The sequence below is a fragment of the Candidatus Thermoplasmatota archaeon genome (assembly GCA_018814355.1).
Taxonomy (GTDB): Archaea; Thermoplasmatota; Thermoplasmata; order UBA10834; family UBA10834; genus COMBO-56-21.
The window spans coordinates 1-21,115 of record JAHIZT010000076.1; the positions used below are offsets into that span (position 1 = coordinate 1).

The 21,115-nt window shown below is 57.6% G+C and carries 24 protein-coding genes and 2 tRNA genes; 18 read left to right on the top strand and 8 right to left on the bottom strand.

Features of this window, described 5'->3' with window-relative positions:
• Nucleotides 1-1,226 (bottom strand): DNA mismatch repair protein MutS (locus KJ653_05305; GenBank protein MBU0685249.1); only part of this gene is annotated, 1,226 nt, incomplete at its 3' end.
• Nucleotides 1,227-1,677: 451 nt separating this feature from the next.
• Here KJ653_05305 and KJ653_05310 point away from each other — a divergent pair.
• Both KJ653_05310 and KJ653_05315 read left to right on the top strand, forming a co-directional pair.
• Nucleotides 1,678-2,904: a PKD domain-containing protein gene (locus tag KJ653_05310; GenBank protein MBU0685250.1), complete on the top strand. Its 1,227-nt coding sequence runs from the start codon at nucleotides 1,678-1,680 to the stop codon at nucleotides 2,902-2,904.
• A gap of 280 nt (nucleotides 2,905-3,184) precedes the next feature.
• Nucleotides 3,185-3,604, top strand: a complete 420-nt coding sequence (locus KJ653_05315) for a ribonuclease HI family protein (GenBank protein MBU0685251.1) — start codon at nucleotides 3,185-3,187, stop codon at nucleotides 3,602-3,604.
• Nucleotides 3,605-3,656: 52 nt separating this feature from the next.
• Here the strand turns inward: KJ653_05315 and KJ653_05320 are convergent.
• Nucleotides 3,657-3,749 (bottom strand) — tRNA-Gln (locus tag KJ653_05320).
• 133 nt (nucleotides 3,750-3,882) lie between these two features.
• Between KJ653_05320 and KJ653_05325 the strand changes: the two genes are divergently transcribed.
• The gene (locus tag KJ653_05325; GenBank protein ID MBU0685252.1) at nucleotides 3,883-4,599 is read left to right on the top strand and encodes a nucleotidyltransferase domain-containing protein; all 717 of its coding nucleotides are present in this window, start codon (nucleotides 3,883-3,885) and stop codon (nucleotides 4,597-4,599) included.
• 14 nt (nucleotides 4,600-4,613) lie between these two features.
• Here the strand turns inward: KJ653_05325 and KJ653_05330 are convergent, their stop codons facing one another.
• A complete protein-coding gene (locus KJ653_05330; GenBank protein MBU0685253.1) occupies nucleotides 4,614-5,252 on the bottom strand; it encodes an adenylate kinase in 639 nt (212 codons plus the stop codon).
• A 513-nt stretch (nucleotides 5,253-5,765) separates the two neighbouring features.
• Here KJ653_05330 and KJ653_05335 point away from each other — a divergent pair.
• Nucleotides 5,766-7,256, top strand: coding sequence for an FAD-binding oxidoreductase (locus tag KJ653_05335; GenBank protein ID MBU0685254.1), 1,491 nt, complete (start codon nucleotides 5,766-5,768; stop codon nucleotides 7,254-7,256).
• On the opposite strand, the gene KJ653_05340 is transcribed toward KJ653_05335, so the two are convergent.
• Nucleotides 7,209-7,901: a site-2 protease family protein gene (locus KJ653_05340; protein MBU0685255.1), complete on the bottom strand. Its 693-nt coding sequence runs from the start codon at nucleotides 7,899-7,901 to the stop codon at nucleotides 7,209-7,211. The two genes, KJ653_05335 and KJ653_05340, sit on opposite strands and share 48 nt — an antisense overlap.
• Before the next feature lie 100 nt (nucleotides 7,902-8,001).
• Between KJ653_05340 and KJ653_05345 the strand changes: the two genes are divergently transcribed.
• A complete protein-coding gene (locus KJ653_05345; protein ID MBU0685256.1) occupies nucleotides 8,002-9,927 on the top strand; it encodes a phosphoadenosine phosphosulfate reductase family protein in 1,926 nt (641 codons plus the stop codon).
• Here the strand turns inward: KJ653_05345 and KJ653_05350 are convergent, their stop codons facing one another.
• Nucleotides 9,928-10,206 (bottom strand): hypothetical protein, encoded by a 279-nt coding sequence (locus tag KJ653_05350; GenBank protein ID MBU0685257.1) that lies wholly within the window; start codon nucleotides 10,204-10,206, stop codon nucleotides 9,928-9,930.
• Between the two features lie 93 nt (nucleotides 10,207-10,299).
• Here KJ653_05350 and KJ653_05355 point away from each other — a divergent pair, with 93 nt between their 5' ends.
• The gene (locus KJ653_05355; GenBank protein ID MBU0685258.1) at nucleotides 10,300-11,016 is read left to right on the top strand and encodes a hypothetical protein; all 717 of its coding nucleotides are present in this window, start codon (nucleotides 10,300-10,302) and stop codon (nucleotides 11,014-11,016) included.
• A gap of 8 nt (nucleotides 11,017-11,024) precedes the next feature.
• Here the strand turns inward: KJ653_05355 and KJ653_05360 are convergent, their stop codons facing one another.
• From KJ653_05360 to KJ653_05370, 3 genes are read right to left on the bottom strand one after another with little or no spacing between them, the layout of a single operon-like run.
• Nucleotides 11,025-11,486: a DUF1922 domain-containing protein gene (locus KJ653_05360; protein MBU0685259.1), complete on the bottom strand. Its 462-nt coding sequence runs from the start codon at nucleotides 11,484-11,486 to the stop codon at nucleotides 11,025-11,027.
• A gap of 7 nt (nucleotides 11,487-11,493) precedes the next feature.
• Nucleotides 11,494-12,417, bottom strand: a complete 924-nt coding sequence (locus KJ653_05365; GenBank protein ID MBU0685260.1) for a DUF835 domain-containing protein — start codon at nucleotides 12,415-12,417, stop codon at nucleotides 11,494-11,496.
• Nucleotides 12,418-12,427: 10 nt separating this feature from the next.
• A complete protein-coding gene (locus KJ653_05370; protein MBU0685261.1) occupies nucleotides 12,428-12,937 on the bottom strand; it encodes a GTP-binding protein in 510 nt (169 codons plus the stop codon).
• A 188-nt stretch (nucleotides 12,938-13,125) separates the two neighbouring features.
• On the opposite strand from KJ653_05370, the gene KJ653_05375 reads away from it, so the two are divergent.
• The 12 genes from KJ653_05375 to KJ653_05430 all read left to right on the top strand — a co-directional run.
• Nucleotides 13,126-13,272: a hypothetical protein gene (locus KJ653_05375; protein MBU0685262.1), complete on the top strand. Its 147-nt coding sequence runs from the start codon at nucleotides 13,126-13,128 to the stop codon at nucleotides 13,270-13,272.
• Nucleotides 13,269-14,048 (top strand): ABC transporter ATP-binding protein, encoded by a 780-nt coding sequence (locus tag KJ653_05380; GenBank protein ID MBU0685263.1) that lies wholly within the window; start codon nucleotides 13,269-13,271, stop codon nucleotides 14,046-14,048. Before KJ653_05375 ends, KJ653_05380 begins: the two co-directional genes overlap by 4 nt.
• Complete coding sequence (locus KJ653_05385) at nucleotides 14,045-15,190, top strand: ABC transporter permease (protein MBU0685264.1); 1,146 nt, start codon at nucleotides 14,045-14,047, stop codon at nucleotides 15,188-15,190. Before KJ653_05380 ends, KJ653_05385 begins: the two co-directional genes overlap by 4 nt.
• Nucleotides 15,191-15,193: 3 nt before the next feature.
• On the top strand, nucleotides 15,194-16,018 hold the full coding sequence (locus KJ653_05390; GenBank protein MBU0685265.1) for a LysR family transcriptional regulator: 825 nt from the start codon (nucleotides 15,194-15,196) through the stop codon (nucleotides 16,016-16,018).
• A 65-nt stretch (nucleotides 16,019-16,083) separates the two neighbouring features.
• Nucleotides 16,084-16,602 carry a CoB--CoM heterodisulfide reductase subunit C gene (hdrC, locus tag KJ653_05395; protein ID MBU0685266.1) on the top strand — a complete coding sequence of 173 codons (519 nt, stop codon included), beginning with the start codon at nucleotides 16,084-16,086 and terminating at the stop codon, nucleotides 16,600-16,602.
• A complete protein-coding gene (hdrB, locus tag KJ653_05400; GenBank protein MBU0685267.1) occupies nucleotides 16,603-17,457 on the top strand; it encodes a CoB--CoM heterodisulfide reductase subunit B in 855 nt (284 codons plus the stop codon). It abuts the gene before it with no gap.
• Between the two features lie 19 nt (nucleotides 17,458-17,476).
• Complete coding sequence (locus KJ653_05405; protein MBU0685268.1) at nucleotides 17,477-17,749, top strand: DUF749 family protein; 273 nt, start codon at nucleotides 17,477-17,479, stop codon at nucleotides 17,747-17,749.
• Nucleotides 17,750-17,851: 102 nt separating this feature from the next.
• Nucleotides 17,852-17,992 carry a hypothetical protein gene (locus KJ653_05410; protein MBU0685269.1) on the top strand — a complete coding sequence of 47 codons (141 nt, stop codon included), beginning with the start codon at nucleotides 17,852-17,854 and terminating at the stop codon, nucleotides 17,990-17,992.
• A 61-nt stretch (nucleotides 17,993-18,053) separates the two neighbouring features.
• Nucleotides 18,054-19,469: a M20/M25/M40 family metallo-hydrolase gene (locus KJ653_05415; GenBank protein MBU0685270.1), complete on the top strand. Its 1,416-nt coding sequence runs from the start codon at nucleotides 18,054-18,056 to the stop codon at nucleotides 19,467-19,469.
• Nucleotides 19,470-19,596: 127 nt separating this feature from the next.
• Nucleotides 19,597-20,361: a 30S ribosomal protein S3ae gene (locus tag KJ653_05420; GenBank protein MBU0685271.1), complete on the top strand. Its 765-nt coding sequence runs from the start codon at nucleotides 19,597-19,599 to the stop codon at nucleotides 20,359-20,361.
• Nucleotides 20,362-20,402: 41 nt separating this feature from the next.
• A tRNA-Met gene (locus KJ653_05425) sits at nucleotides 20,403-20,511 on the top strand.
• A 58-nt stretch (nucleotides 20,512-20,569) separates the two neighbouring features.
• Nucleotides 20,570-21,115, top strand: a 546-nt coding sequence (locus KJ653_05430; protein MBU0685272.1) for an ArsA family ATPase, incomplete at its 3' end; no start/stop codon positions are given.

Sequence of the window (21,115 nt, forward strand, 5' to 3'; positions counted from 1 at the left end):
ACATCGCCGACATCCACCATCTCCTTGGCAAGCGTGAGCAGCATCTCCGACCTTAGTTCGCCCAAGGTGCTCCGCAGCTCGGGGACAACTTCGAGACAACCCTTGATTGCGACCAGATCCCTCGCGTTCGCGCTTCCGTAGATTACCTTGCCTATCAGCCTCTCAAGGTCCCGGACCTGTTCCAGGGGATCCGCGATATCGTGCCTGGTGACAGTCTTCGAGACCAGCTCCTCGACGGCGTCAAGCCTCTGGTTGATGGCTCGGACATCCATCAGCGGCCCCATCAACCATTTCTTGAGAAGGCGAGCACCCATAGGAGTGAGCGTGCGATCGAGAATGGACACCAACGTGTTCTCTTGGCTCCCGTCACGGACGTTCTTAAGAACCTCGAGGTTTCTCAGAGTGGTCTGGTCGAGGACGAGCTTGTCCGAGGTCGAGAAGAACTTAGGGGCGGAGAGGAAATCGAGGCTTCTCTTCTGTGTCGCCTCGACATAGCGAAGGACGGCTCCCGCGCTGGAGATCGCCAAGGACTTATCCGCGAACCCCAGACCCTCCAGGGTCTGGACCTTGAAGTGCCTCTTGAGCAGAGACTCTGAGGCTTCCTTGATGAATGAGACATCGTCCACTTGAGTGAGAGAAGCCCCGGACACTGTGAACTCGTCCTTGAGCTTCTTCGAGTCGAATCCCGCTTGATGAAGGATCTCCTTGGGAGCTCTCTGCGCGAATTCGGTCAGAACCTTGGTCTCAGCATCCTCGCCTTGGACCTGAGTCGCAACGAACTCACCTGTCGAGATGTCGACGAAGGACATTCCATAGGCGTCTCCGACTTTGGCAATTGACATCAGATAGTTGTTCGCCTTGCTGTCCAGGACGGTGCTCTCGAGCACCGTGCCGGGCGTGACGACTCTCACGACATCCCTATCGACTAGGCCTTTCGCATACCTCGGATCCTCCATCTGCTCGCATATCGCGACCTTGTACCCTTTGTCCACGAGCTTCGGGAGATAGGAGTCGAGCGCGTGCCAAGGGACTCCGCAAAGGGGTATCCTCTCCTTCTTGCCCCGCTCCCGGGAAGTGAGAGTGATCTCGAGCTCCTTGGACCCGATGACGGCGTCCTCGCCGAACATCTCGTAGAAGTCGCCCATGCGGTAGAGCAACAGGCAGTCCTTGTATTGCTCCTTGATGCGGAAATACTGCTCCATCATCGGCGTGGCTGCCCTTGCCAAAGACTTGCTCCCCGTCCGGAAAAGGATGAGGTGTGATATTTCTATTTATGGACAGCGGCCGAAGATGTACTCCAAAGTAGAAACTGGACTACCGAGATCGGATTGGGACGAGGAATCCTCGCGCCACGACGCTCAGAAGAGGGCGGGCCGGTCCTCATAGAAACGCGATGCCTGCGAGCGAGGGATGACATCAGGGATTGGGCTCAGACTCCCAACAGGTGAATGACCGGATCGCGCATCCGAAAGGGGCAATGGCGATGCGGATGGTACAATACGGACGGACCAATCCCGGCTTCGCAACGCATATATATCGGCGTTATATAACATGGTTAAGAGTTGGGCGAGTTGGGCAACCGGGAAACCGGAGATGAAGTGCGCTGACCTCGTTGTTGCCCACGATATCTGACTTGTGTTTCAAGAAGGGGGGAATTGAACGAATCCAAGGAGGAAAGTGATTTCGGTCGTCGCAGTGCTTGCAACGCTCGCATTCATAATGCCGAGCGCGGCCAACGTGGCGTATCCGGACAAGGTACAGGATTGCAGCAAATGCCACGGGCCCGCGCTGGGAACATACTACGAGGACATCATGTCGATAAGCGTGTCCAAGACTGTGCTCCTGCCGGGGGAGATCTATAGCGTGGGCATAGACATTGTCATTCAGACGGGCTTATCCAAGAAGGAAACGGGATACGCGATTGAGGACCTAGGTGCGAGCACATGGCCCGTCTGGCTTGACACCACCGTGGTGCAGAGCCACTACGATCAGGCGATGACGGCTCCGAGCACGCCAGGCAGCTACAGCTACAGAGTCTGGGGCGAGTCAGGACCGGCGACGTCGAACGGGAAGACCGACTACGATGACTACACGATAGCGGTAGAGCAGGCTCCACCGGTGAACAGACCGCCGACCGTCGCTCCACTTGCGAACGTGAGCGGCGCGGCGAGGATTGCGATGAACTTCAGCGCCTCGGCGACCGACCTCGACGGGGACATTCTGACGTACACCTGGAACTTCGGCGATAGCACTGCCCTCGTTGTGGGTAGCTCGGTGTCGCACACATACATCGCTGCTGGTTTGCACACCTTCACGGTATCAGTGGATGACGCCCATGGTCACAACGTCACGGCCTCTGCGAACGCCAACGTAACCGCGCCCTTCATACTCAACCTCGTGACGGGTTGGAACTTCGTGTCTCTACCCCTTGTCGGCTACGGCTACAAGGCGAGCACGCTCGGCCTGAACTCGGGTGACACGGTGGCCCAATGGAACCCAGCGACAGGAATGTATCAGAGCCACATTGTCGGTGTTCCAGTGAACGACTTCACCATCGCTCCGAGCACCGGCTACTGGATCAACGTGCCGAGCGGGACGAGGACGCTCACTCTCTACGGAAGCGTCCCGACTGCCGTGCAGTCTAAGACGATCACCGTCCCGGCGGGTGGCGGCTGGGCGATCATAGGCTTCGAGTCGCTCAACATGACCAGGCATGCGAGGGATATCCCCGCGATGTATAGCGTCGCAGGGAGCATCACGACGGTAGCATCCTACAACCCGGTCACGAAGGCGTACACGAGCTGGCTCAGCGTCATACCGGCCGTGAACAACTTCCTGCTGGTCCCCGGACAGGCATACTGGATCTTGGTCGGTGCGAGCGGAACGCTGACCTATAACCCATGAGAAGTCGAGGATGGACAGCAGCGGGAGGATCGCGGCATCGGTACCGGTGACGCATCTCGCTCAAGAAAGATGAGCCCGACATCGATACCTTCGCAGCCGGGCAAGCGCGTCATGCGAAGACGGTAAGTTGCTGTCCTTTCAAACCTTTTCGTTTTCATTTCGTTCTGGTCGCGACTCAACGTACTCATCGTCCAAGGACAGCTCACATACCCCGCGGCTGGGGCACGATACATTCTTAGCAGACCTTGTCGTTCAGTGGCATATCCGGAGCATAGTGGCCATGCCAGTTGTTAGCAAACTCATCGTGTACACAGACGGAGGGTCGAGGGGAAACCCCGGCCCGGCGGCGATAGCTTATGTGATGTATGATTCAGTGGGCAGCATCATCGAAAAGGATTCCAAAAGCATCGGCAGGCACACCAACAACGAGGCGGAGTATGAAGCGGTGCTCTGGGCAATCGAGAGGATCAGAGAGCGAAGCTGTCTCAGCGTCAAGGTCTTCACAGACAGCGAGTTCGTTGTCAAGCAGGTCAAGGGAATCTATGTCCGAAAAGATCCTCGGATGGCTCAGTACGCGAGGCGAGTGGAGGCCAACTTGAGACTGTTTGACTCCTTCGAGCTGAACCATGTGCCGCGGACCAACCCGAGACAGGCGATGGTCGACTCGATGGTCAACGCCGCTTTGGACGCCAATAGTTGATGAGATATTCCCTCGATGATAGACATGAAGACGCGCTGCAAGAGGAGATAAGTAGCCCCGGGAGGATTCGAACCTCCGTCGCAAGATCTCTCCTTGCGAGAAGCAATCCAGAGTCTCGCATGATTGACCGCTACACTACGGGGCTTCGTCGACGGAAATCGCTATTCCGCTACTGATATTTAAGGGATGAGAGGGGACACCACCTTCATATTCTCATCAGGCTCTCCGGGCATTGGCTGGACATGAACCACAGAGAGAGAGTGGAAGCCTGTCGTGAGGTGTCCGAGAGATTGCTCAGGAGGTATTATCATGACATCATCGCCACGGCGGTCGTGGGATCTGTTGCGCGTGGGGATGATCTTGAGCACTCGGACATAGATTTCCAGGTTTTGGTTAGGAACGGTTCGGTTCTTCAGTCACACTCGTTCATCCTCAACAACTGCCTGTTCTCCATCAATGTGCGGACCGAGGAGGAGTGGAGGAGAGAATTGACAGAAGGTGGCGACCACCTGCCGCTTGCAATCGGTTCACTGATGACCGTGCTGCCGGCCCACGATCCCACAGGGGCGTTCGCACGGCTGAAGAACATCGCTTTGAACGTCCCAAGTGAGGCATGGAGGAATGGAACTCGCGAGGGGGTATCGGGCATCTTCGAGGACTTGGGGAGGGTAAGGAACTTCTACACGAAGCAAGAATGGGACAGCTTCGGGATGATGTCGGCGCTCGTCGTCACTGACATCGCCCTGACATACGCCAACCTCACGCGAAAGGTCCTAAGGACCGAGAAGGAGCTCACGAAGGTCTTCGAGACCGAGGACGGTTCGACGACGGAGGTGGGCCGAGCGTTCAGAATGGCCGCAAGACTGGACCCGGCGGAAGACATCGATGTCATGGAGTCCCTTGAGTTCCTAGAGAACTTCCTGATCAGGGAGGCTATGAAGCAATCTGCAATGCCACAGGTGTACACGTCGGCCCGAAGCTACCACCCACCGTGAAGCGCGGATAATTCTCACTTCTTGATCTGTGATATCGCTTTGATCATCTGCGCGAATACCGCCTCGATCCCGCCGGAGCCGTCTATGTCCACGAGCTTCCCATTCTTCCTATAGTAGTCGACGAGCGGGGCGGTCTGCTCCATGTAGACCTTGAGCCTGTTCCTGACCGTACCATCCTTGTCGTCATCCCTCTGGATGAGCCTCATACCGCACTTCTCGCATTCGCCCTCGTTCATGGGCGGGTTGAACTCGATGTGGTACACAGCAGAGCACTTGGGACAGGTTCTGCGCCCGACGGCGCGCTCGACCAGGAGTTCGAAGTCGACTACGATGTTCAGCACCAGGTCGATGTCCGTCATCTTCTCCAGCTCCTTTGCCTGGCCCATTGTTCTTGGGAAGCCGTCCAGGAGGTAGCCGTTCTTGCAGTCCGGCTTGGCGACTCGCTCTTTTATCAGCTGGACGATGAGGTTGTCGGGTCCGAGCTTGCCCTGGTCGAGGACGGACTTGACCTTGAGACCCAAAGGGGTCTTATCAGCAACGGCCTTCCTGAGCAGGTCTCCGGTAGCGACCTGAGGAATGCCGTACTTCTTCGACAGCTTCTGGGTTTGAGTGCCTTTGCCCGCGCTTGGCGGACCGAATATCACGAGCTTCATGCTATTGCCTGGCTAGACATTGGCCAGGACGTACTTATTCGTTATCGATGGACTTCTGGAGAAGGGCAAGGAGGGCTCTCTCCGTGGGATGCCCGGCAAGAGTATATGTAACGCGAGCTGGACTACTAACTTGAGGAACATAGGATTCTCAGGCGGCGCATCGCAAGTCCCAGCGATTGCATTACCGCACGAAGAGGATGCGAGACGAGATTTCTTATACACCAACCGTCGACACTTTACAGCCAATGGCGTCGTGGCATTGGTCGTCATCAGCTGCGCAGCAATTTCAGGACTGTTTGTGCTACAATCAACTCATTGGTATGTAGGCGTGGCCATCCTTGTGGCCGTCCCCCTGGCGTTCTTCGGCCCGTTCCATCGGAATACCCGCCCCCAGGTGAGAAGGCGGAACTCGAACGATTAGCCACACGCCGGCCCACGAGTCGACTCAGCAGCGAACGTTAGAGAAAATCATTTTATGTGACTGGCGGCATTAGCCACGATTGGTGTGCTAAGATGAGGCGAGGGGTCATAGAGGAACTCGAGAAGATAGTCGGCAAGGACCGCATTTCTACCAAGATCGCCGACCTCTACGTCTATGGGTTCGATGCCTCGATCCACCACAAGAATCCCAATGTCGTGATAAGGCCGGCGAACACGAAGGAGGTCTCCGAGATCGTGAAGCTGGCGAACAAGACCCGCACACCGATCGTCCCTAGGGGCGCTGGCACCGCGATGTGCGGCCACACGGTGCCGCTCAAGGGCGGCATCATGATCGACATGACTCTCATGAACAAGATCAAGGAGGTGAGGGTCGAAGACCTCTACTGCGTCGTCGAGCCCGGAGTCATATACGACAAGCTCAACGCAGTTCTTGCGAAGAAGGGCTTCTGGTTCCCAACGACGCCAGGCAGCGGTGAGGCGTGCACCATCGGGGGCATGGTCGTCACAAACGCCTCCGGCATGAGGGCCATCAAGTACGGCGCCACAAGGGACTACGTTCTGGGCCTGGAGGTCGTCATGCCGACGGGAGATATCATCCACACTGGCACAAGGACCCTGAAGAACTCCTCCGGCTACCAGATCGACAGGCTCATGGTGGGAAGTGAGGGCACTCTTGGCATAGTCACGGAGATCACCCTGAAGCTCGCGTTCAAGCCGAAGGCGTCGGCGATGACTCTCGCCGCATTCAACTCTCTAGAGGACGCGGGCAGATGCGTCTCGAACATCATCGCGAAACCCCTCATGCCCTCCGCGATCGAGCTGATGGACTCCGTATGCATAAAGGCGGTCAACAAATGCATGAACATCGGCCTGCCCGATGTGGCGGCCATATGCATGATAGAAGTGGACGGGCACCCAGTGGCCGTGGAGGACGAGTTGAAGATAGTCGAAGAGATCGCTAGACAGAGCGGAGCCGTCTCGACCGAGGCCTCCAGGGACAAGAAGAGGATCGACTACTGGACCTACGCCAGGAAGTGCATCATGCCGTCCCTCAGCAGGTACGGCGAGAAGTTCGTCTCCGTCGCGCTCGCGGACGACATGTCTGTCCCGATCTCTAAGATACCTGAGGCAGTCGTCGCTTTCCAGAAGATCGCGGAGCAGAACGGGGTCATCATCGGGACCTACGGCCACTCCGCGGACGGAAACTTGCATACGAAGATGCTGGTCGAGCCAGGGAGCGATGACAGCTGGCGGAGGGGCGAGAAGGCCGTGGGCGAGATCTACGACAAGGTCCTCGCGCTCGGCGGGACAGTGACCGGCGAGCACGGAGTCGCGATCACCAAGGCCCCGTACATGCAGAAGGAGCGGGCCGATTCCCTCGAAACGATGAGGAGGATCAAGAAGGCTCTGGACCCGAAGAACATCATGAACCCAGGGAAGATGTTCGACTGGGAGGGCAACATCATCGCGCACCTCAGGTACCCGGCGTTCTGCGAGACCCAGGGCTGCATGCCCTCAAAGGCCTGTGAAACCAAGGTAGAAGAGAAGGCCGGCGGCAACTAGCGCCGCGATGTATATCGGTTTGTTCCACTGCCATATCTTGGACCCGTCGAATGGCATCACAGGTATCATGTTGAACGCCGCCAGGAATGCGTTGAAATAGAGAAGACGGTAAGCGATATCATAGAGAGTCCCAGAGGTGCCAACCGCGCCTGTGATCAGTAACGCAACGCATGCAACAGATACGACGATGTTGGAGCCAGGACCTGCGAGGCTTATCTTGCCATTCTGGCTCCTCGTCACGTTGCCTCTGATCCACACCGCACCAGGGGCCGCGAACAAGAAGCCGAAGAACGCGGTCACAAGCACAAGACCAAGACCCCTGTAATCCGCCCGAAACTCCGCCCAGCACCCGTACCTTCTTGCAGCGATCTTGTGGGACATCTCATGGACGAAGAATCCCGCGACGACAATGACCGCTGCGAATCCGAGGTAATGGAAGAAGCCCTTGCCGTCCGGGGAATAGATAATCCATGAGAACGCGACCGTGAGCACCAAGAGCGCGGCGATGATGTCCCTGATCTCGACGAAACTTGTAGGAGCGGGTCTCTGCATGGTGGCATACTGGCCGTAAGGCGATACAGTGAAACTCGTCGAGTACTGGGGGTCGACTATTGTGTACTTGTCCTTCCGCTTCTTGTACGCCACGCACTAGGATTGGAATGCGATAGTTAAGACTTCTGGGGCTTCTACTTCTGTGGTCCAGGTGGCGCAACTTATTTAGAACCTATCAGCATAGCATCGGAACGTGAACCAACGATTCCATGGCGCGCCCCACGTCCTCCACTGGTGCAACAGCTGTAATGTACCATTGCTCGGGATGACCTGTGGCAGGTGCGGCCAGAACGGACATCCTCTGGAGCTCTCTCCGCCAGGCGATGTCAGGCTGGCCCTTGAGGGCACGAAGAAGAGGCTCAGATACCTGTTCCTCAGGCAGTTCGGTGTCCAGCAACTGATTCCGGAAATCGTGGTTCTGAACAAGACCTCCGGAGAGGACCGCGCAGATGAGGTCATCATCGACGGGAGGAGGATCGCCCTCCTGACCTATGACCTCGAGAAGAAAGACTACGCGCTCACTTTACGTATCGATGGCGCGCGCATGCTCGTGCGCCTGTACCCGAAGAAACTGATAACGCTCAAGAAGGCAGAGGGGCACATGAAAGGCAACTACCTGCCGCCCGAGACGATCGCCTCCTTAGATACCGGCATAAGAGGGGGGGACGAGGTGGTCCTTGAGATGGGCAAGTTCATAGGATGCGGCTCGGCAAAGATGAACGCCGGCGAGCTGAGGAACTCGCCCAAGGGGGTCAAGGTCAGGGATTTCTCCCAGGCAGGCACTCTAGGACCTGGCAGGAAGGCCTGGACGAGAGATCTGATCAAAGCCAACACGCCACACCTGGTCGCTAGAAAGGCGAAGGCTGAGCATGAGCTGAAGGACCTCCTCGCCGCGAACAAGCTCCCTGTAACAATCTCGTTCAGCGGAGGAAAGGACAGTCTCGTCGTTCTCGACCTGCTGTCCTCGGTGACCAAGGATTTCACGGCCATTTTCATCGACACAGGGCTAGAGCATCCGCGGACCAAGGAATATGTGGAGAAATTGGTGAAGGAGAAAGGCTTCAGGCTGCTCACGGCCCCGGCAGGGGATGCGTTCGACGACAACTTCCCCGCGTTCGGCCCGCCCGCAAAGGATTTCCGCTGGTGCTGCAAGGTGTGCAAGCTCGCGCCCGCGTCCAAGATAATCGAGGAGAAGTTCCCGCAAGGGACTCTGACGGTCGAAGGGAATAGAAGGCTCGAGTCGTTCTCCAGGGCCTACACCGAACTCGTCCATGAGAACCCGTTCGTGCCTGGCCAGGTCATAGTCAACCCCATAAGAGATTGGACCGCACTCGACATCTGGCTGTACATCATCTGGAGAGAGCTTCCGTACAACCCGCTCTACGACGAGGACATAGAGAGAGTGGGCTGTTGGATGTGCCCATCATCGCTCGCAAGCGAGTGCGCGGAGATATCTCGCATGAGCCCTGATCTCGCCAAGGCTTGGGAAATGAAGCTCCATGCTTGGGCTAGCGAGAACAAGCTGCCCAGGGAGTTCGTGGAGTACGGTTTCTGGCGTTGGAAGCAGCTTCCACCAAAGATGCGCGCCCTCGCCGAGAGGCTGAAGATCGAAGCGAAGCCTAAGAGGGCGGACACATTGGCGATCCATGTCATCAAAGGTATCAGTCCATGCGCGGCGGGAGGATACTCCATCGAGGCCGTTCTCAACATGCCCCAGACACAAGGTCTGAAACAGGTCGCCGAACTCCTGAAGACCGTAGGAGATGTCGATCTAGTCGAGGATTTCGGTGTGGCGATGGTTGGGAGCGACAAGGCCGATGCGAAGGTGTTCTCCGGAGGCCAGGTCTCGGCCGTCAGTGCGACGCCAAAGGACGCTTCCGAATATTTCGACCGGGTTGCCAGAGCCGTCCTCAGAGCCCACATGTGCACCAGATGCGGCATATGCGTGAGGGCCTGCCCTACTGGTGCGATAAGATTAGATGAAGTGATAACCGTGGATGAGCGCAAGTGCGATCAGTGCGGCAAGTGCGCTGAGAGCTGCGTTGTTGCTCACTACTTCGACAAGCTGGCCGGAGAAGTATCTGCGGGAGAGGCGCTTCAGAACAGGAAGAAGCGCTGATTACTTGCCCTCTTCCTTGAGGGACTTGGCGAGCTTGAGGGTTTCGTCTCGAGCCTTCTTCAGGCCCTTCTTGCCCTCATGCCAGACGGTTCTCATCACCGGAGCGGCCTCCTTTACGACCTTCTCAGTGACCTCGATGCCTGTCACGACGACCGTGCCCGTGGCTCTGGCGACCGTATCCACACTCTTGTTGACTACGCTCTTGCTCGGGCCGTGGCCGCACACGGGGCAGACCTCGGCTTTGCCCATCGGCTTTCCGCATCTGGAGCATTTGGCCATATTCTATTCCTCGGCGGGGACTAGCAGTCGCCGGCGATATATATCTATCACCAGACAGGCTTATTAATGTAGCATGGTTACGAGCAGGTTGGCATGGTAGACTTCATTCAGCTCGCAAGCGCAGTGGCGGGGTTCGGGCCCGCCATGACACTGCTCTACTTCACCCTCAGAGACTACACGTTTCCCAAGGTCGAGAAGCCGTTCTTCGACGACAAGAAGCTGTTCGCGTTCTTCGCGCTCGGCGTCGTCCTTGGCATGATCATATTCGCGTTCGAAAGCTGGGGCCGAACCATATCCTCGGCCGAGACTGTCCTGGCGCTCATCATGGGTTTCGCTGTTATGGAGGAGCTGTTGAAGCTCGTAATATTGAACTTCCCGAGGTTCCAGAGAAAGATCGACACTGCGTTCTACGGGCTGTCGATGGGGCTCGGCATCTCATCGACGCTGACTTTCGCGACGGTCTATGTGTTCATCCTCGAAGTCGATAACGTCCAGGCGTTGGACGTTGCTGCCATCTTCTTTCTCGGCTTCCTGTTCGTCCTCCTGCACGGGTCAACTACCGCTCTGATCGGCGTTGGGGTTGCGAGGGGTGACGTCAAGGGATATTTCATGGAGGCTTTGGTGATCCACATCCTGTTCGCCCTTCTGTACGAATCGTTCTTCGTGGTCGAGGTGTTCCAGCCACCACTGAACATGTTCGGCCTCATGGGCGCAGCAGCGATAGTCGTCTGGGGCTACCAGAAGATTCACAGGCTCTCGCTGCCTGTCCTAGTACAGGACGCCAAACGGCTCATGCAAAAGAGGAATTGAGCTGGAGCTCAGACAGACCTGTACTTGCCATCACCCGTTTCGTAGATGAGGTTGTGTTCCTTCAACCTGGCTATCATGTCCTCGGGCGAGTCCTTCCCTACGATGGCGGCGACCTTTTTCATATCCTCGAAATTGAACTCGACCTTCAAGGTTGTGAGTTCGCGTGCGACCACCCTCATCCTCTCGAGCGGGTCCTTGATCGGCTTCGCGCGCTCGGAGATCACGAAGTACGGGTCCTTCTTCTTGCCTTTCTTCTCGACCACGAGGTGTTCTCCGCCTTGCAGGGAAGCGTTGACCATTGCGACTGAATCAGCGAGCTCCATCGGAGAATCAGTTTGAAACATCAACTTCACAGAGGACATCTTGATCTCGCGTCCGCACTGGCATGTGGTTGTCTTCCTGTTCGCCTCAACGCCCTTCGACATGCCGCACTTCGGACAGACGATCACGCCGTACTTCACGTCCAGCACTCCATGATCAGAATGACCGCATCTCCTTCTCGAGCATCTTCAAGTCGGGTTCGGACAGGGTGAGCGGACTCATCGAGGCGAGCAACGTCGAATCCGTGACCGCGACCTTGTCGTTGATATGCTGAAGCAGCTTCAGCACCTTGGCGAAGCCGTTCTGAGATACCAGGTATTCCATCCCCGTGAACAACACCATGCAGCCTTTGTTCTCGGACACGAACGTCTTGATGTCAGAATAGAGGAGCGCTATGTTGGACGGGTCCCTTGCGTAACTCTTCTCTTGGTCCATCGAGAGCCATAGGAATGGCACCCCTTTCAGGTCGTGCCTGTCCTTGACCTTCTCAGGATACTCCCTAGTGACGCACAGGCAAGGCACCCCGTGCTTGCAGGCATCTACGAATATGTCGAAAGCCTGGTCGGGGATCTCCTCCTTGATCAGATAAGAGCATCCGCTCTCGAGGCTGTACTTCCTGAGCGCTTCAGTCTCCTGGACCTTCGAGGGCCTGAGGTCATCCACGACCTCGTAGACCTGCATGACGCACTGAATGTACCCTTGGCTGGCGCACTCGACCTCGTCGACCTCGAACCTCTTCCCTGTCAATTGGGACACTATGCCGGAGAGATAGCCTCGGCCGAAATCGCATGTGTTCCCCTCCTTCGATTCGACCGACTCCTCAAGGTTGACGATGATCTCACTCTCCTCCATGGACTGTATGCTCAGCCGGCTGAGGCCGGCCTCCATCCATATGGGTTCGATGATGGCTTTGACCTCGGAGAGATCCGAGCATGAGAGACCGAAGCTCTCGACCAGTGCCCTCCCACAGCGCTGTCCATAACGGTAGAGCATGTGTCTCGCGCGCTGGTCCCCCTCGACGATCTCCAGCTCCTCCCTGAGGTGTGCGAGGGCGATGCCTGGCATCACGAAGAATGGCAACGAACGCATCTCACACGGCCTCCATCAACTTCTTCCCCATTTCGGAGAACGCGACCTCCACATTGAGACCCGTCTTCGCACTCGTCTCCAAGACCTGGCAACCGAGCGAGCTGCCGACGGCCTCGAGATCAGATAGAGTGAACTTCTTCTCGAGGTCGGCTTTGTTGCCGAGGATTATGACTGGCATGTTGCCCACCACCGACCTGAAGCTCTCGAGCCACAACTTGAGATTCTTCATGGTGTCTGGGCGCGTGAAGTCGCAAACGGCCAAGGCGCCCGCAGCGCCCCGATAGTACGCGGCATGAAGGGCCTCCTGAGTCTTCTGACCGAGTATGTCCCAGATCATGATATCGATCTCAGCGTCGCCCGTCTTGACGGTCTTCTTGGACACCTTCGTGCCGAAGGACATGAGGTACTTATCGTCGAAGACGTCGAACACGTACCTCCTCACCATGCTCGTCTTTCCGACAGCGCCGTCGCCGAGGAGGCACAGTTTGATGATGTATTTTCCGGAGGGCATTCAGAACCGGAGGAAAATGCGCGGATTGCTATTTAACGATTCATAGACCGAGGATGATGCCCGAAAACAAGTGGGTCAGTGCTTAGAGCAGCATGTGAAATCGAACGCCTGATCTGCAGTTGCACACTGCTGCGGAATCGAAAGGGACAATCGACTCTGTCCTGATTAGAGCCGAGGAGGGAAGGCTGATGCGAAGAATCATCGCGCGAGACCAGCCGCTAGCCGCTGTTGGAATATACCCCGTTCTCGATATGGCTTTGTGTAATCCCAAGGCTATGTTCAAGGCGGCCATGGCCTTCTCCGGCATCGGACTCGGAGGAAGAGTATCAAGATGAGCAGCATCAACGAAGGAAAGGCGAAGAGGGCGACAAGAGCACTCGAAGGAGCGGGCGACACCATCCACACGCACAAGCTCCGGAAGGAGTTCGATGCCCTCGTCGCTGTGGACGACCTCGACCTCAAGGTAGGCCACGGGCTCCTCTACGGCATGATCGGCCCCAACGGTTCTGGCAAGACGACAGCCATCAAGATGCTCGTGGGCCTGCTGAGGCCCACGGCGGGGAAAGCGTTCGTGTTGGGGGAAAAGGTCCCAATCACGAACAATGTGTCCAGGATCGGCTACATGCCGCAGGAGATGGCCATCTACACAGACCTGACAGTGCACGAGAACCTCGAGCTGTTCTCCCGACTGTACTCCATGGACAAAGAGCTCTTCGCAAAGCGCGAGCAGGAGCTCCTGAAGGTGATCGACCTCGCGGACCGAAAGGATGCTCTCGTCTCGCAGCTCAGCGGTGGGATGAAGCACAGGGTCTCGCTCGCGTGCACGCTCGTACACGACCCAGAGGTGGTGTTCCTCGACGAGCCCACGGTCGGGGTGGACCCTGAGCTCAGGGTGGGGTTCTGGAAGTACTTCGCGGACCTGAAGGGGAGGGGCAAGACGGTCGTCCTGACCACACACTACATGGACGAGGCGGTCAGGTGCGACATCGTAGGCATGATGCGGCTCGGGAAGCTCATAGGCGAGGGGACGCCGAGGGAACTCATGGCCTCGACTGCGACCAGCGACCTCGAATCCGCCTTCATGGTGATGGCCAAGAAGGTGGGAACGTGAAGATTGACAGGGTCCTTGCAGTCGCCAGGAAGAATCTGAGGTCACTCAAGCACGACCGGCGGACCATCGGGTTCCTGGTGCTCATGCCGCTCCTGATGATAACGATCTTCGGGTACACCTTCGGGGGCAATGTCAAAAACATCGAGGTGTACATCGTCAACCTTGACCAGGCACCGGCGAACCAGTCGATCTCGGCCGCAATCATCGCGGACCTCGAGACACGCGACACGCTGGACATCGTGAGGATCTACGGTCCTTCCGATGCTGGCGTCGACCCCGTCGGTATGGGCAGGGACAAGGTCAAGGACGCGAAGATCTGGGCGACGATAATCTTCAACGAGACTTTCACACAGGACGCTACTAGGCTGGCCGGCGATTCCAGCGGCCAGTCCGCGCTCGTGAGGATGATGGTCGACGGCACAAACCCGAACATAGTGCAGGCGATAAGCAACGACGTCCTCACGGCCATCAGAACGGCCCTTGGCTCGCGGGCGTTCGTAGCGCCCATAGCCGTCTCCACGGACCTCGTCTACGGCAAGGACGCGAGGTTCATAGACTTCTTCGCGCCTGGAGTGATGGGGCTCGCAGCGATGATGGTCACGTTCATGCTCTCGATCATATCGTTCATCCATGAACGCAGCACGTCCACCCTGGACAGGCTGCTGACGACGCCCGTCACCGAGGGGGAGATAGTCGCAGGATACGCACTCGCATTCGGGCTCGTGGGCCTCATCCAATCAGCCGTCATCATACTCGCGGCAGTCGCGCTGTTCGACATACAGATAGTCGGGAACCCGCTCACGGCGCTCTTGATAATATTCGTGTTCGGCGCGGGGATCCAGGGCTTGGGGTTCCTGCTCTCCTCAATGGCCAAGAACGAGTTCCAGGCAATACAGTTCATCCCCCTGATACTGTTCCCGTCGATCCTGCTCTCGGGCGTGTTCTGGCCGATAGAGGCCGTGCCGGCTGTGCTCAGACCGATATCGAACTTCATACCGCTCACATATGCGGTGGAGGGCATGAGGTCCGTCATGATCAGGGGCTGGGGTATTGGGGATATTTGGCTCCAGATCGGCGTGCTCGTGGTATTCGCATGTGTTATGCTCCTCCTGAGCGCTTACAGTCTGAGGAAGAGGAGATAGGGCATGGTGGACGCAAGGCCGAGGGTCGTGTTCGTATCCGAGGGGCAGGAGATAACCCACAGGCAGATGGAGGCCCTGGCCGCGCTTCACGAGAAGGGAAGCATGAGAAAGGCCGCCGAGGCGATCGGCGTCTCCACCCCCGTATTGCACAAGTACGTAAGAGAGATCGAGGTGAAGGCCGAGGCGAACCTAATCACCTCGACCAGCAAGGGGAGCCGGCTGACGGAGGCGGGGCTCGAACTGCTCAGGAGGTTCAGAGCATACGAGCTCAGGCTGAAGGACGAGGATGTCCTCAGAGTCGCGGGCACTGTTGTCACGGAGAGATGTCTGTTGAGTGCGGCGACAGAGCTCTCAGACAACGGCATCGCGTGCCATGTGACCATCTCGACCGATGAGATGAACATGAGGCTGATGGACGAGATGCGCCTGGACTGCGTCATTCTGGATGATGCGATATTCGCGATGGAGAAGGCGCAGGATATCCAGAGCACGGAGATCGGTTCGGACATGCTGTTGCTCAAGGAGACGGGCTCAAGGTACGCCCGTCTTGGGTTCGGAGCTCAGCGTTTGGCCTTCCGATATCTGGACGAGAAGGGCATACCGCATGATGTCGTCCGCACGATCTACGAGCCCACCATGGTCGACCGCACGGACCTGAGCTACTTCGTCAACAAGAGCTTGGTGAGGAACGCGATTGTCAGGGCGGATGGCGCGAAGGACCAGAAGTGGTCTATCCATTCCGTCATTGCGCTGCAGTGCTCGGAGAACGAGAACATATCCGCATTCTTGGAGGAGGCCAGGGAGGCTTGGCTTTACCGAAAAGGATAACGCTATACCCTTTTCAGCAAAACCCCTAAATATCCCGCCAGCATAACTGGTGACCGGTGAGTCTATTGGCGGAAGCTAAGGAACCGAATCCGGAATTCACAAGGAAGGTAATAGAAGCAGGGGGCAAGACAGTCAACCTCTGCTTTCAGTGCGGGACCTGCACTGGCAGCTGCCCGTCCGGGCGGCAGACGGCGTTCAGGATCAGGAAGGTCGTGAGGAGAGCGCAACTGGGCTTCGAGGAGGATATCCTCCCGTCGGAGGACCTATGGCTGTGCACGACCTGCTTCACATGCTACGAGAGATGCCCGAGGGGCGTCGAGATCGTGGACATCGTCATGGCGCTCAGGAACATGGCCGTGAGGAAGGGTTACATGGCTGAGCCTCACAGGAAGGTCGCCGAGCTGATATCCAAGACCGGCCACCTCGTCACGCTCAGGGATGAGGACAAGACGCTCAGGGCGAAGCTCGGTCTGCAGGCCACACCGCCCACCGTGTTCTCCGACCCGAAGGCGTTAGAGGAAGTGAAGAAGATCGCGCAACTGTGCGGATTCGACAAACTTGTTGCATCAGGGGGGAAGCAGTAGATGGCCAAGTACGCGTTCTTCCTGGGATGCATCATGCCCCTCAGGTACCCCGGCATCGAGAGCGCCTCAAGGGAAGTGTTCAAGTCGCTGGGCGTCGAGCTCGTAGACATGAAGGGCGCCAGCTGCTGCCCCGCACCCGGGGTCATGCGCTCGTTCGACCAGAACTACTGGATGACGGTCGCCGCGAGGAACCTCGCAATCGCCGAGAAGATGAACGTCGACGGTGTGATGACGATATGCAACGGCTGCTTCGACACGCTGTTCGAAATTGCCCACAAGTTGAACCACGACCCGGAAGCCAGGAAGAAGATCAACAAGACATTGAAGGAGGCAACGGGCATGGAGTACAACGGCACGGTCCAGGTCAGGCACTTCGTCGAGCTTCTCTACAGGGACGTCGGCCTCGAGGCGATCAAGTCCAAGGTGAAGGGCGGGAAGAACCTGAAGGCTGCCGTCCACTACGGCTGCCACTTCCTGAAGCCCAGCAACATCAAGAAGATAGATGATGCTGAGAGGCCCCACGTGTTCGACGACATCGTCGAGGCTGCCGGCATGACAAGCGTCGTGTACAAGGACAAGGGCATGTGCTGTGGCGCAGGCGGCGGCGTGAGGGCGAGAACGCCTGATGTCGCGCTCAAGATGACCGCAGAGAACCTGAAGAACATGACGACGGCGGGCGTGGACGTGATCGTGGACTGCTGCCCGTTCTGCCACCTGCAGTACGATGCTGGTCAAGTGGCCCTTAAGGAGTACAAGATACCGGTCCTGCACCTGTCGCAACTTCTGGGCCTTGCGTTCGGACTCGAGAAGGAGAAGCTCGGGCTCGAAGTGCACCAGATCAAGGTGAACCTCTAGTCTCTCGGACGGTCAGAGGATGCATGTTGCCAGGCTCGTCGCGATAACTGAGTGGAGGAACGTGCCCTCCGAGATGCGCCCATTCGTGGAGTTCAAGGCCGCCGTCGAGGAGAGGCAGCTGGACGAGAAGGACCTCGTGGCCATCCTGAACATAGACACGACGACGTGCTACATTCCTGTATTCCTAAGGGACCCGCACACCATGGCGGAGATCGAGAAGGACCTCGAGAATCAGGACGCGAAGCTAACACCAGACACAAAGGAAGTCCTGGCAAAGCATGTGAAGAAGTAATGCGCTCGCGGCCTCGGCTCTGGCTGAGTACCGAAAAAGTTCATTACCATCGGAGCGTTTCTCTGTCTTGAGAAGACCGGACAGGCAAATAGGGGGCGCAGCATGGACAAGGAATTGTACAAGTGCTTCGAATGCGGCAAGTTCTTCGAGGATGAGCAGGCCGCTATCAAGTGCCACGATGCGCCCATTCAGAAGATCCTCAAGAAGGACACGACCAAGAAACCGAAGTTCCTTGGGGCGTAGGTCCAAAACATACTACCGGAAGATCACAATCCGGCCACCGGGCATCATCAGGGGCAGAGCTATGATTATCGACGAGCTGCACAAGCAGATCGACAAGGACTGGAGCAAGCACCTCAGCGAGACGAGGAAACTATTGAGGATACCTAGCGTGTCCCAGTCCGGGAAAGGAATCCAGGAATGCGCGGACAAGGTCGAGCAGATGGTCGCCGACCTGGGCGCAAAGCACGGGCAGTTCAGGGCGCTCAAGGAGAGCCATCCGCTGGTCCATGGGTTCTTGGATGTAGGAGCCGACAGGACTGGACTGATCTACGGCATGTACGATGTCCAGCCCGTGGGCAACCTGGACGAGTGGGACTATCCTCCGTTCGGAGCCACGATCGTGACCAAGAAACCGTACGGTGAAGTGATCATCAACAGAGGCTCGTACAACTCGAAAGGCGCGCTTGCCGGCATGCTTCTCGCGTTGAGGACCATGGTGGACCACGAAGCGGTTCCGATGAACTTCCATTTCCTGATCGAGGGCGAGGAGGAGATGGGAGGACAGAGCCTGCCGAGATGGGTCTACAAGAACAAGAAGACCCTCTCGAAGGCGGACGCCGCCTTCAGCTTCGACTATGTGGAGAACGGCAACGGCGTTCCAGGCATCTCGCTCGGTCTCAAGGGGTGTGTCTACTTCGACCTAATCGCCGAGGGCGTTTCCAGGGGAGGGCCGACGGCGGAGGTGCACAGCAGCGACGCCGTCTGGGTGGAGAGCCCCGTCTGGAGGCTCGTCCACGCGATCTCCACAATGGTCGATGAGAACCAGGAGCCAGTGGTGGATGGTTTGTGGGAGAACGTCAAAGGCCCGAACGAGGAAGACCTGATGTTGATCAGGAAACTCGCCAAGAGATTCGACATCGACGCATACCACAAGGAGATAGGCATCGAGAAGTTCAAGGTCGAAGGGTCGAAGGAGGAGCTGCTCACCAAGTACCTTTTCGAACCATCGATCAACATAGACGGCCTGAGCGCGGGTTTCGAGGAGGAAGGCACGAAGACCGTGCTGCCGCCGAGGGCGAAGGCCAAGATCGACATCAGGATCGTCCCGGACATGACCATCGCGGAGACGAGGAAGAAGGTCATGGACCACCTGAAGAAGAGAGGGTTCACGGACATCAAGATGAGGAACTACGAGGACTATCCGTGGTCCAAGATACCCTACCAGGAGCCGGTCTCCCAGGCGTGCATCGAGGCCATGCGATACCACGGCAAGGACCCTGAGATATGGCCCATGGTCGCCGGTTCAGCGCCGATGTACCTGTTCGACCAGGTCCTGGGAGTGCCCTGGGGATCGATGGGGCTTGGGCACGGCGGCAAAGCGCACTCGCCGAACGAGTTCGCCGTCGTGAACGGCATGCGGGACCTCGAGAAGAGCGTGGTGACGGTCTTCTGGAAGTTCGAGGAGATTGCGGACAACAGCGGCCCGAAGAAGAAGTGACGACCGCCATCCCTGACCTGCTGGCACCGGCCATCTAGGCATCGGTCGAGTTCCTGCTCTTCACGACAAGGTATTAATATGGAAATCTGTTATCGAGCTACCCTATTCGATTGAGCAGAGGTATTAGATGCCAGCGAAACCAAGAGCAGCTGCCAAGAAGGTCAAGGACAAGTGGAGGGCGAAGGAGTGGTACAAGATCTATTCCCCCGACATGTTCAGCAAGATGCAACTCGGCGAGACCCCTTCCGACACCCCTGAGGGCGTCATGGGGAGGATCATCGAGGCGACGGTACAGGACCTTACGGGCGACTTCTCGAAGATGCATATCAAGATGAAGTTCAGAGTCAACGATGTCAGAGGCCTTGACGCGCACACGGTGTTCATCGGGCACGACCTGACGAGCGATTATGTCAGAAGGCTGACCAGGAGGAAGAGGACCAAGACCGATGCGGTCATCGATGTCACGACCAAGGACTCCTGGGAGATCAGGGTGAAACCGATGGCCGTTTCCGAGCAGAGGATACAGGCCTCCCAGGAGACCGCCGTCAGGCACATCATGGATGAAGTGGTCAAGAAGGCTGCGGCCGAGGTGACCATAGGAGAGTTCGTCCGCATGCTCATCATGGGAGAGCTCTCCAAGAGGATTTCCGATGCGTCCAAGATCATCGTCCCTATCAAGAGGATAGAGATCCGCAGGAGCGAGGTGGTCAAGGCCGGCAAGATGCCCGAGCCCGGTGAGGCGCCCATAATGGCCCCGCAGGAGCAGCCGGAAGAGCCGCGGGCGGCTGAGGTAGAGGCCCCAGCACCGCCTGCGCCGGAAGCACCAGTGGCCGAAGCGGCCCCGGTGACAGAGGAGCTGCCCGCCCCTGTCGAGGAAGAGAAGAAGGAGTGAGCGCGGACCGTTCGGTCGCGCCTTGTTGATTTCGCGGAAATGTCGGGGTGGCTCAGCCTGGTGGAGCGTCGGACTCATAGGGAGAGGTCTTTGACCAGATGCTCCTAAGACATCCGGAGGTCACGGGTTCGAACCCCGTCCCCGACACCAAATCATGCGACATGTTCATTTCAGGGAATAGGTTTCACACGGTCCAAGGAGCTGACGGATGAGGATAATCATTTACACGGGCAAGGGAGGCGTCGGCAAGACCTCCGTGGCCGCGGCGACGGCCTTGAAGGCTGCCGCGATGGGCTACAAGACCGTGGTAGTAAGCACTGATGCGGCACACAGCCTCTCGGACTCTCTCGAGTTCCAGCTCTCGGGAGTGCTGACGCCCATCGCGAAGAACCTGGATGGGATCGAGGTAGACATTCAGCACGAGCTCGAGAACAGGTGGAAGGAGATCCAGGCCTACCTGTCCGACTTTCTCGCGTCCCAGGGAATGGATGCCGTCACCGCCAAGGAGATGGCCGTCTTCCCGGGCATGGAACTCATGTCCGCGCTGTTATATGTGGAGGAGTTCCACAAGAGCAAGAGGTACGACGTCGTTGTCATGGACACCGCCCCGACTGCGGACACGCTTCGACTCCTTGCTTTCCCCGATACCGCGAACTGGTACTTCGACCGGCTTTTCCACATGCTCAGGAACGTGCTCAGGGTGGCAAGAGTCACCGTTGGGAAGCTGATGTCCACGCCGCTGCCGACGGAGAAA

Coding starts and splice junctions, on each gene's coding strand:
- KJ653_05390 (MBU0685265.1), top strand. CDS start 15,194: ATGGTGGACGCAAGGCCGAGGGTCGTGTTCGTATCCGAGGGGCAGGAG.
- KJ653_05410 (MBU0685269.1), top strand. CDS start 17,852: ATGGACAAGGAATTGTACAAGTGCTTCGAATGCGGCAAGTTCTTCGAG.
- KJ653_05335 (MBU0685254.1), top strand. CDS start 5,766: ATGAGGCGAGGGGTCATAGAGGAACTCGAGAAGATAGTCGGCAAGGAC.
- hdrB (MBU0685267.1), top strand. CDS start 16,603: ATGGCCAAGTACGCGTTCTTCCTGGGATGCATCATGCCCCTCAGGTAC.
- KJ653_05375 (MBU0685262.1), top strand. CDS start 13,126: ATGCGAAGAATCATCGCGCGAGACCAGCCGCTAGCCGCTGTTGGAATA.
- KJ653_05350 (MBU0685257.1), bottom strand. CDS start 10,206: ATGGCCAAATGCTCCAGATGCGGAAAGCCGATGGGCAAAGCCGAGGTC.
- KJ653_05405 (MBU0685268.1), top strand. CDS start 17,477: ATGCATGTTGCCAGGCTCGTCGCGATAACTGAGTGGAGGAACGTGCCC.
- KJ653_05355 (MBU0685258.1), top strand. CDS start 10,300: ATGGTAGACTTCATTCAGCTCGCAAGCGCAGTGGCGGGGTTCGGGCCC.
- KJ653_05370 (MBU0685261.1), bottom strand. CDS start 12,937: ATGCCCTCCGGAAAATACATCATCAAACTGTGCCTCCTCGGCGACGGC.
- KJ653_05315 (MBU0685251.1), top strand. CDS start 3,185: ATGCCAGTTGTTAGCAAACTCATCGTGTACACAGACGGAGGGTCGAGG.
- KJ653_05415 (MBU0685270.1), top strand. CDS start 18,054: ATGATTATCGACGAGCTGCACAAGCAGATCGACAAGGACTGGAGCAAG.
- KJ653_05330 (MBU0685253.1), bottom strand. CDS start 5,252: ATGAAGCTCGTGATATTCGGTCCGCCAAGCGCGGGCAAAGGCACTCAA.
- KJ653_05420 (MBU0685271.1), top strand. CDS start 19,597: ATGCCAGCGAAACCAAGAGCAGCTGCCAAGAAGGTCAAGGACAAGTGG.
- KJ653_05380 (MBU0685263.1), top strand. CDS start 13,269: ATGAGCAGCATCAACGAAGGAAAGGCGAAGAGGGCGACAAGAGCACTC.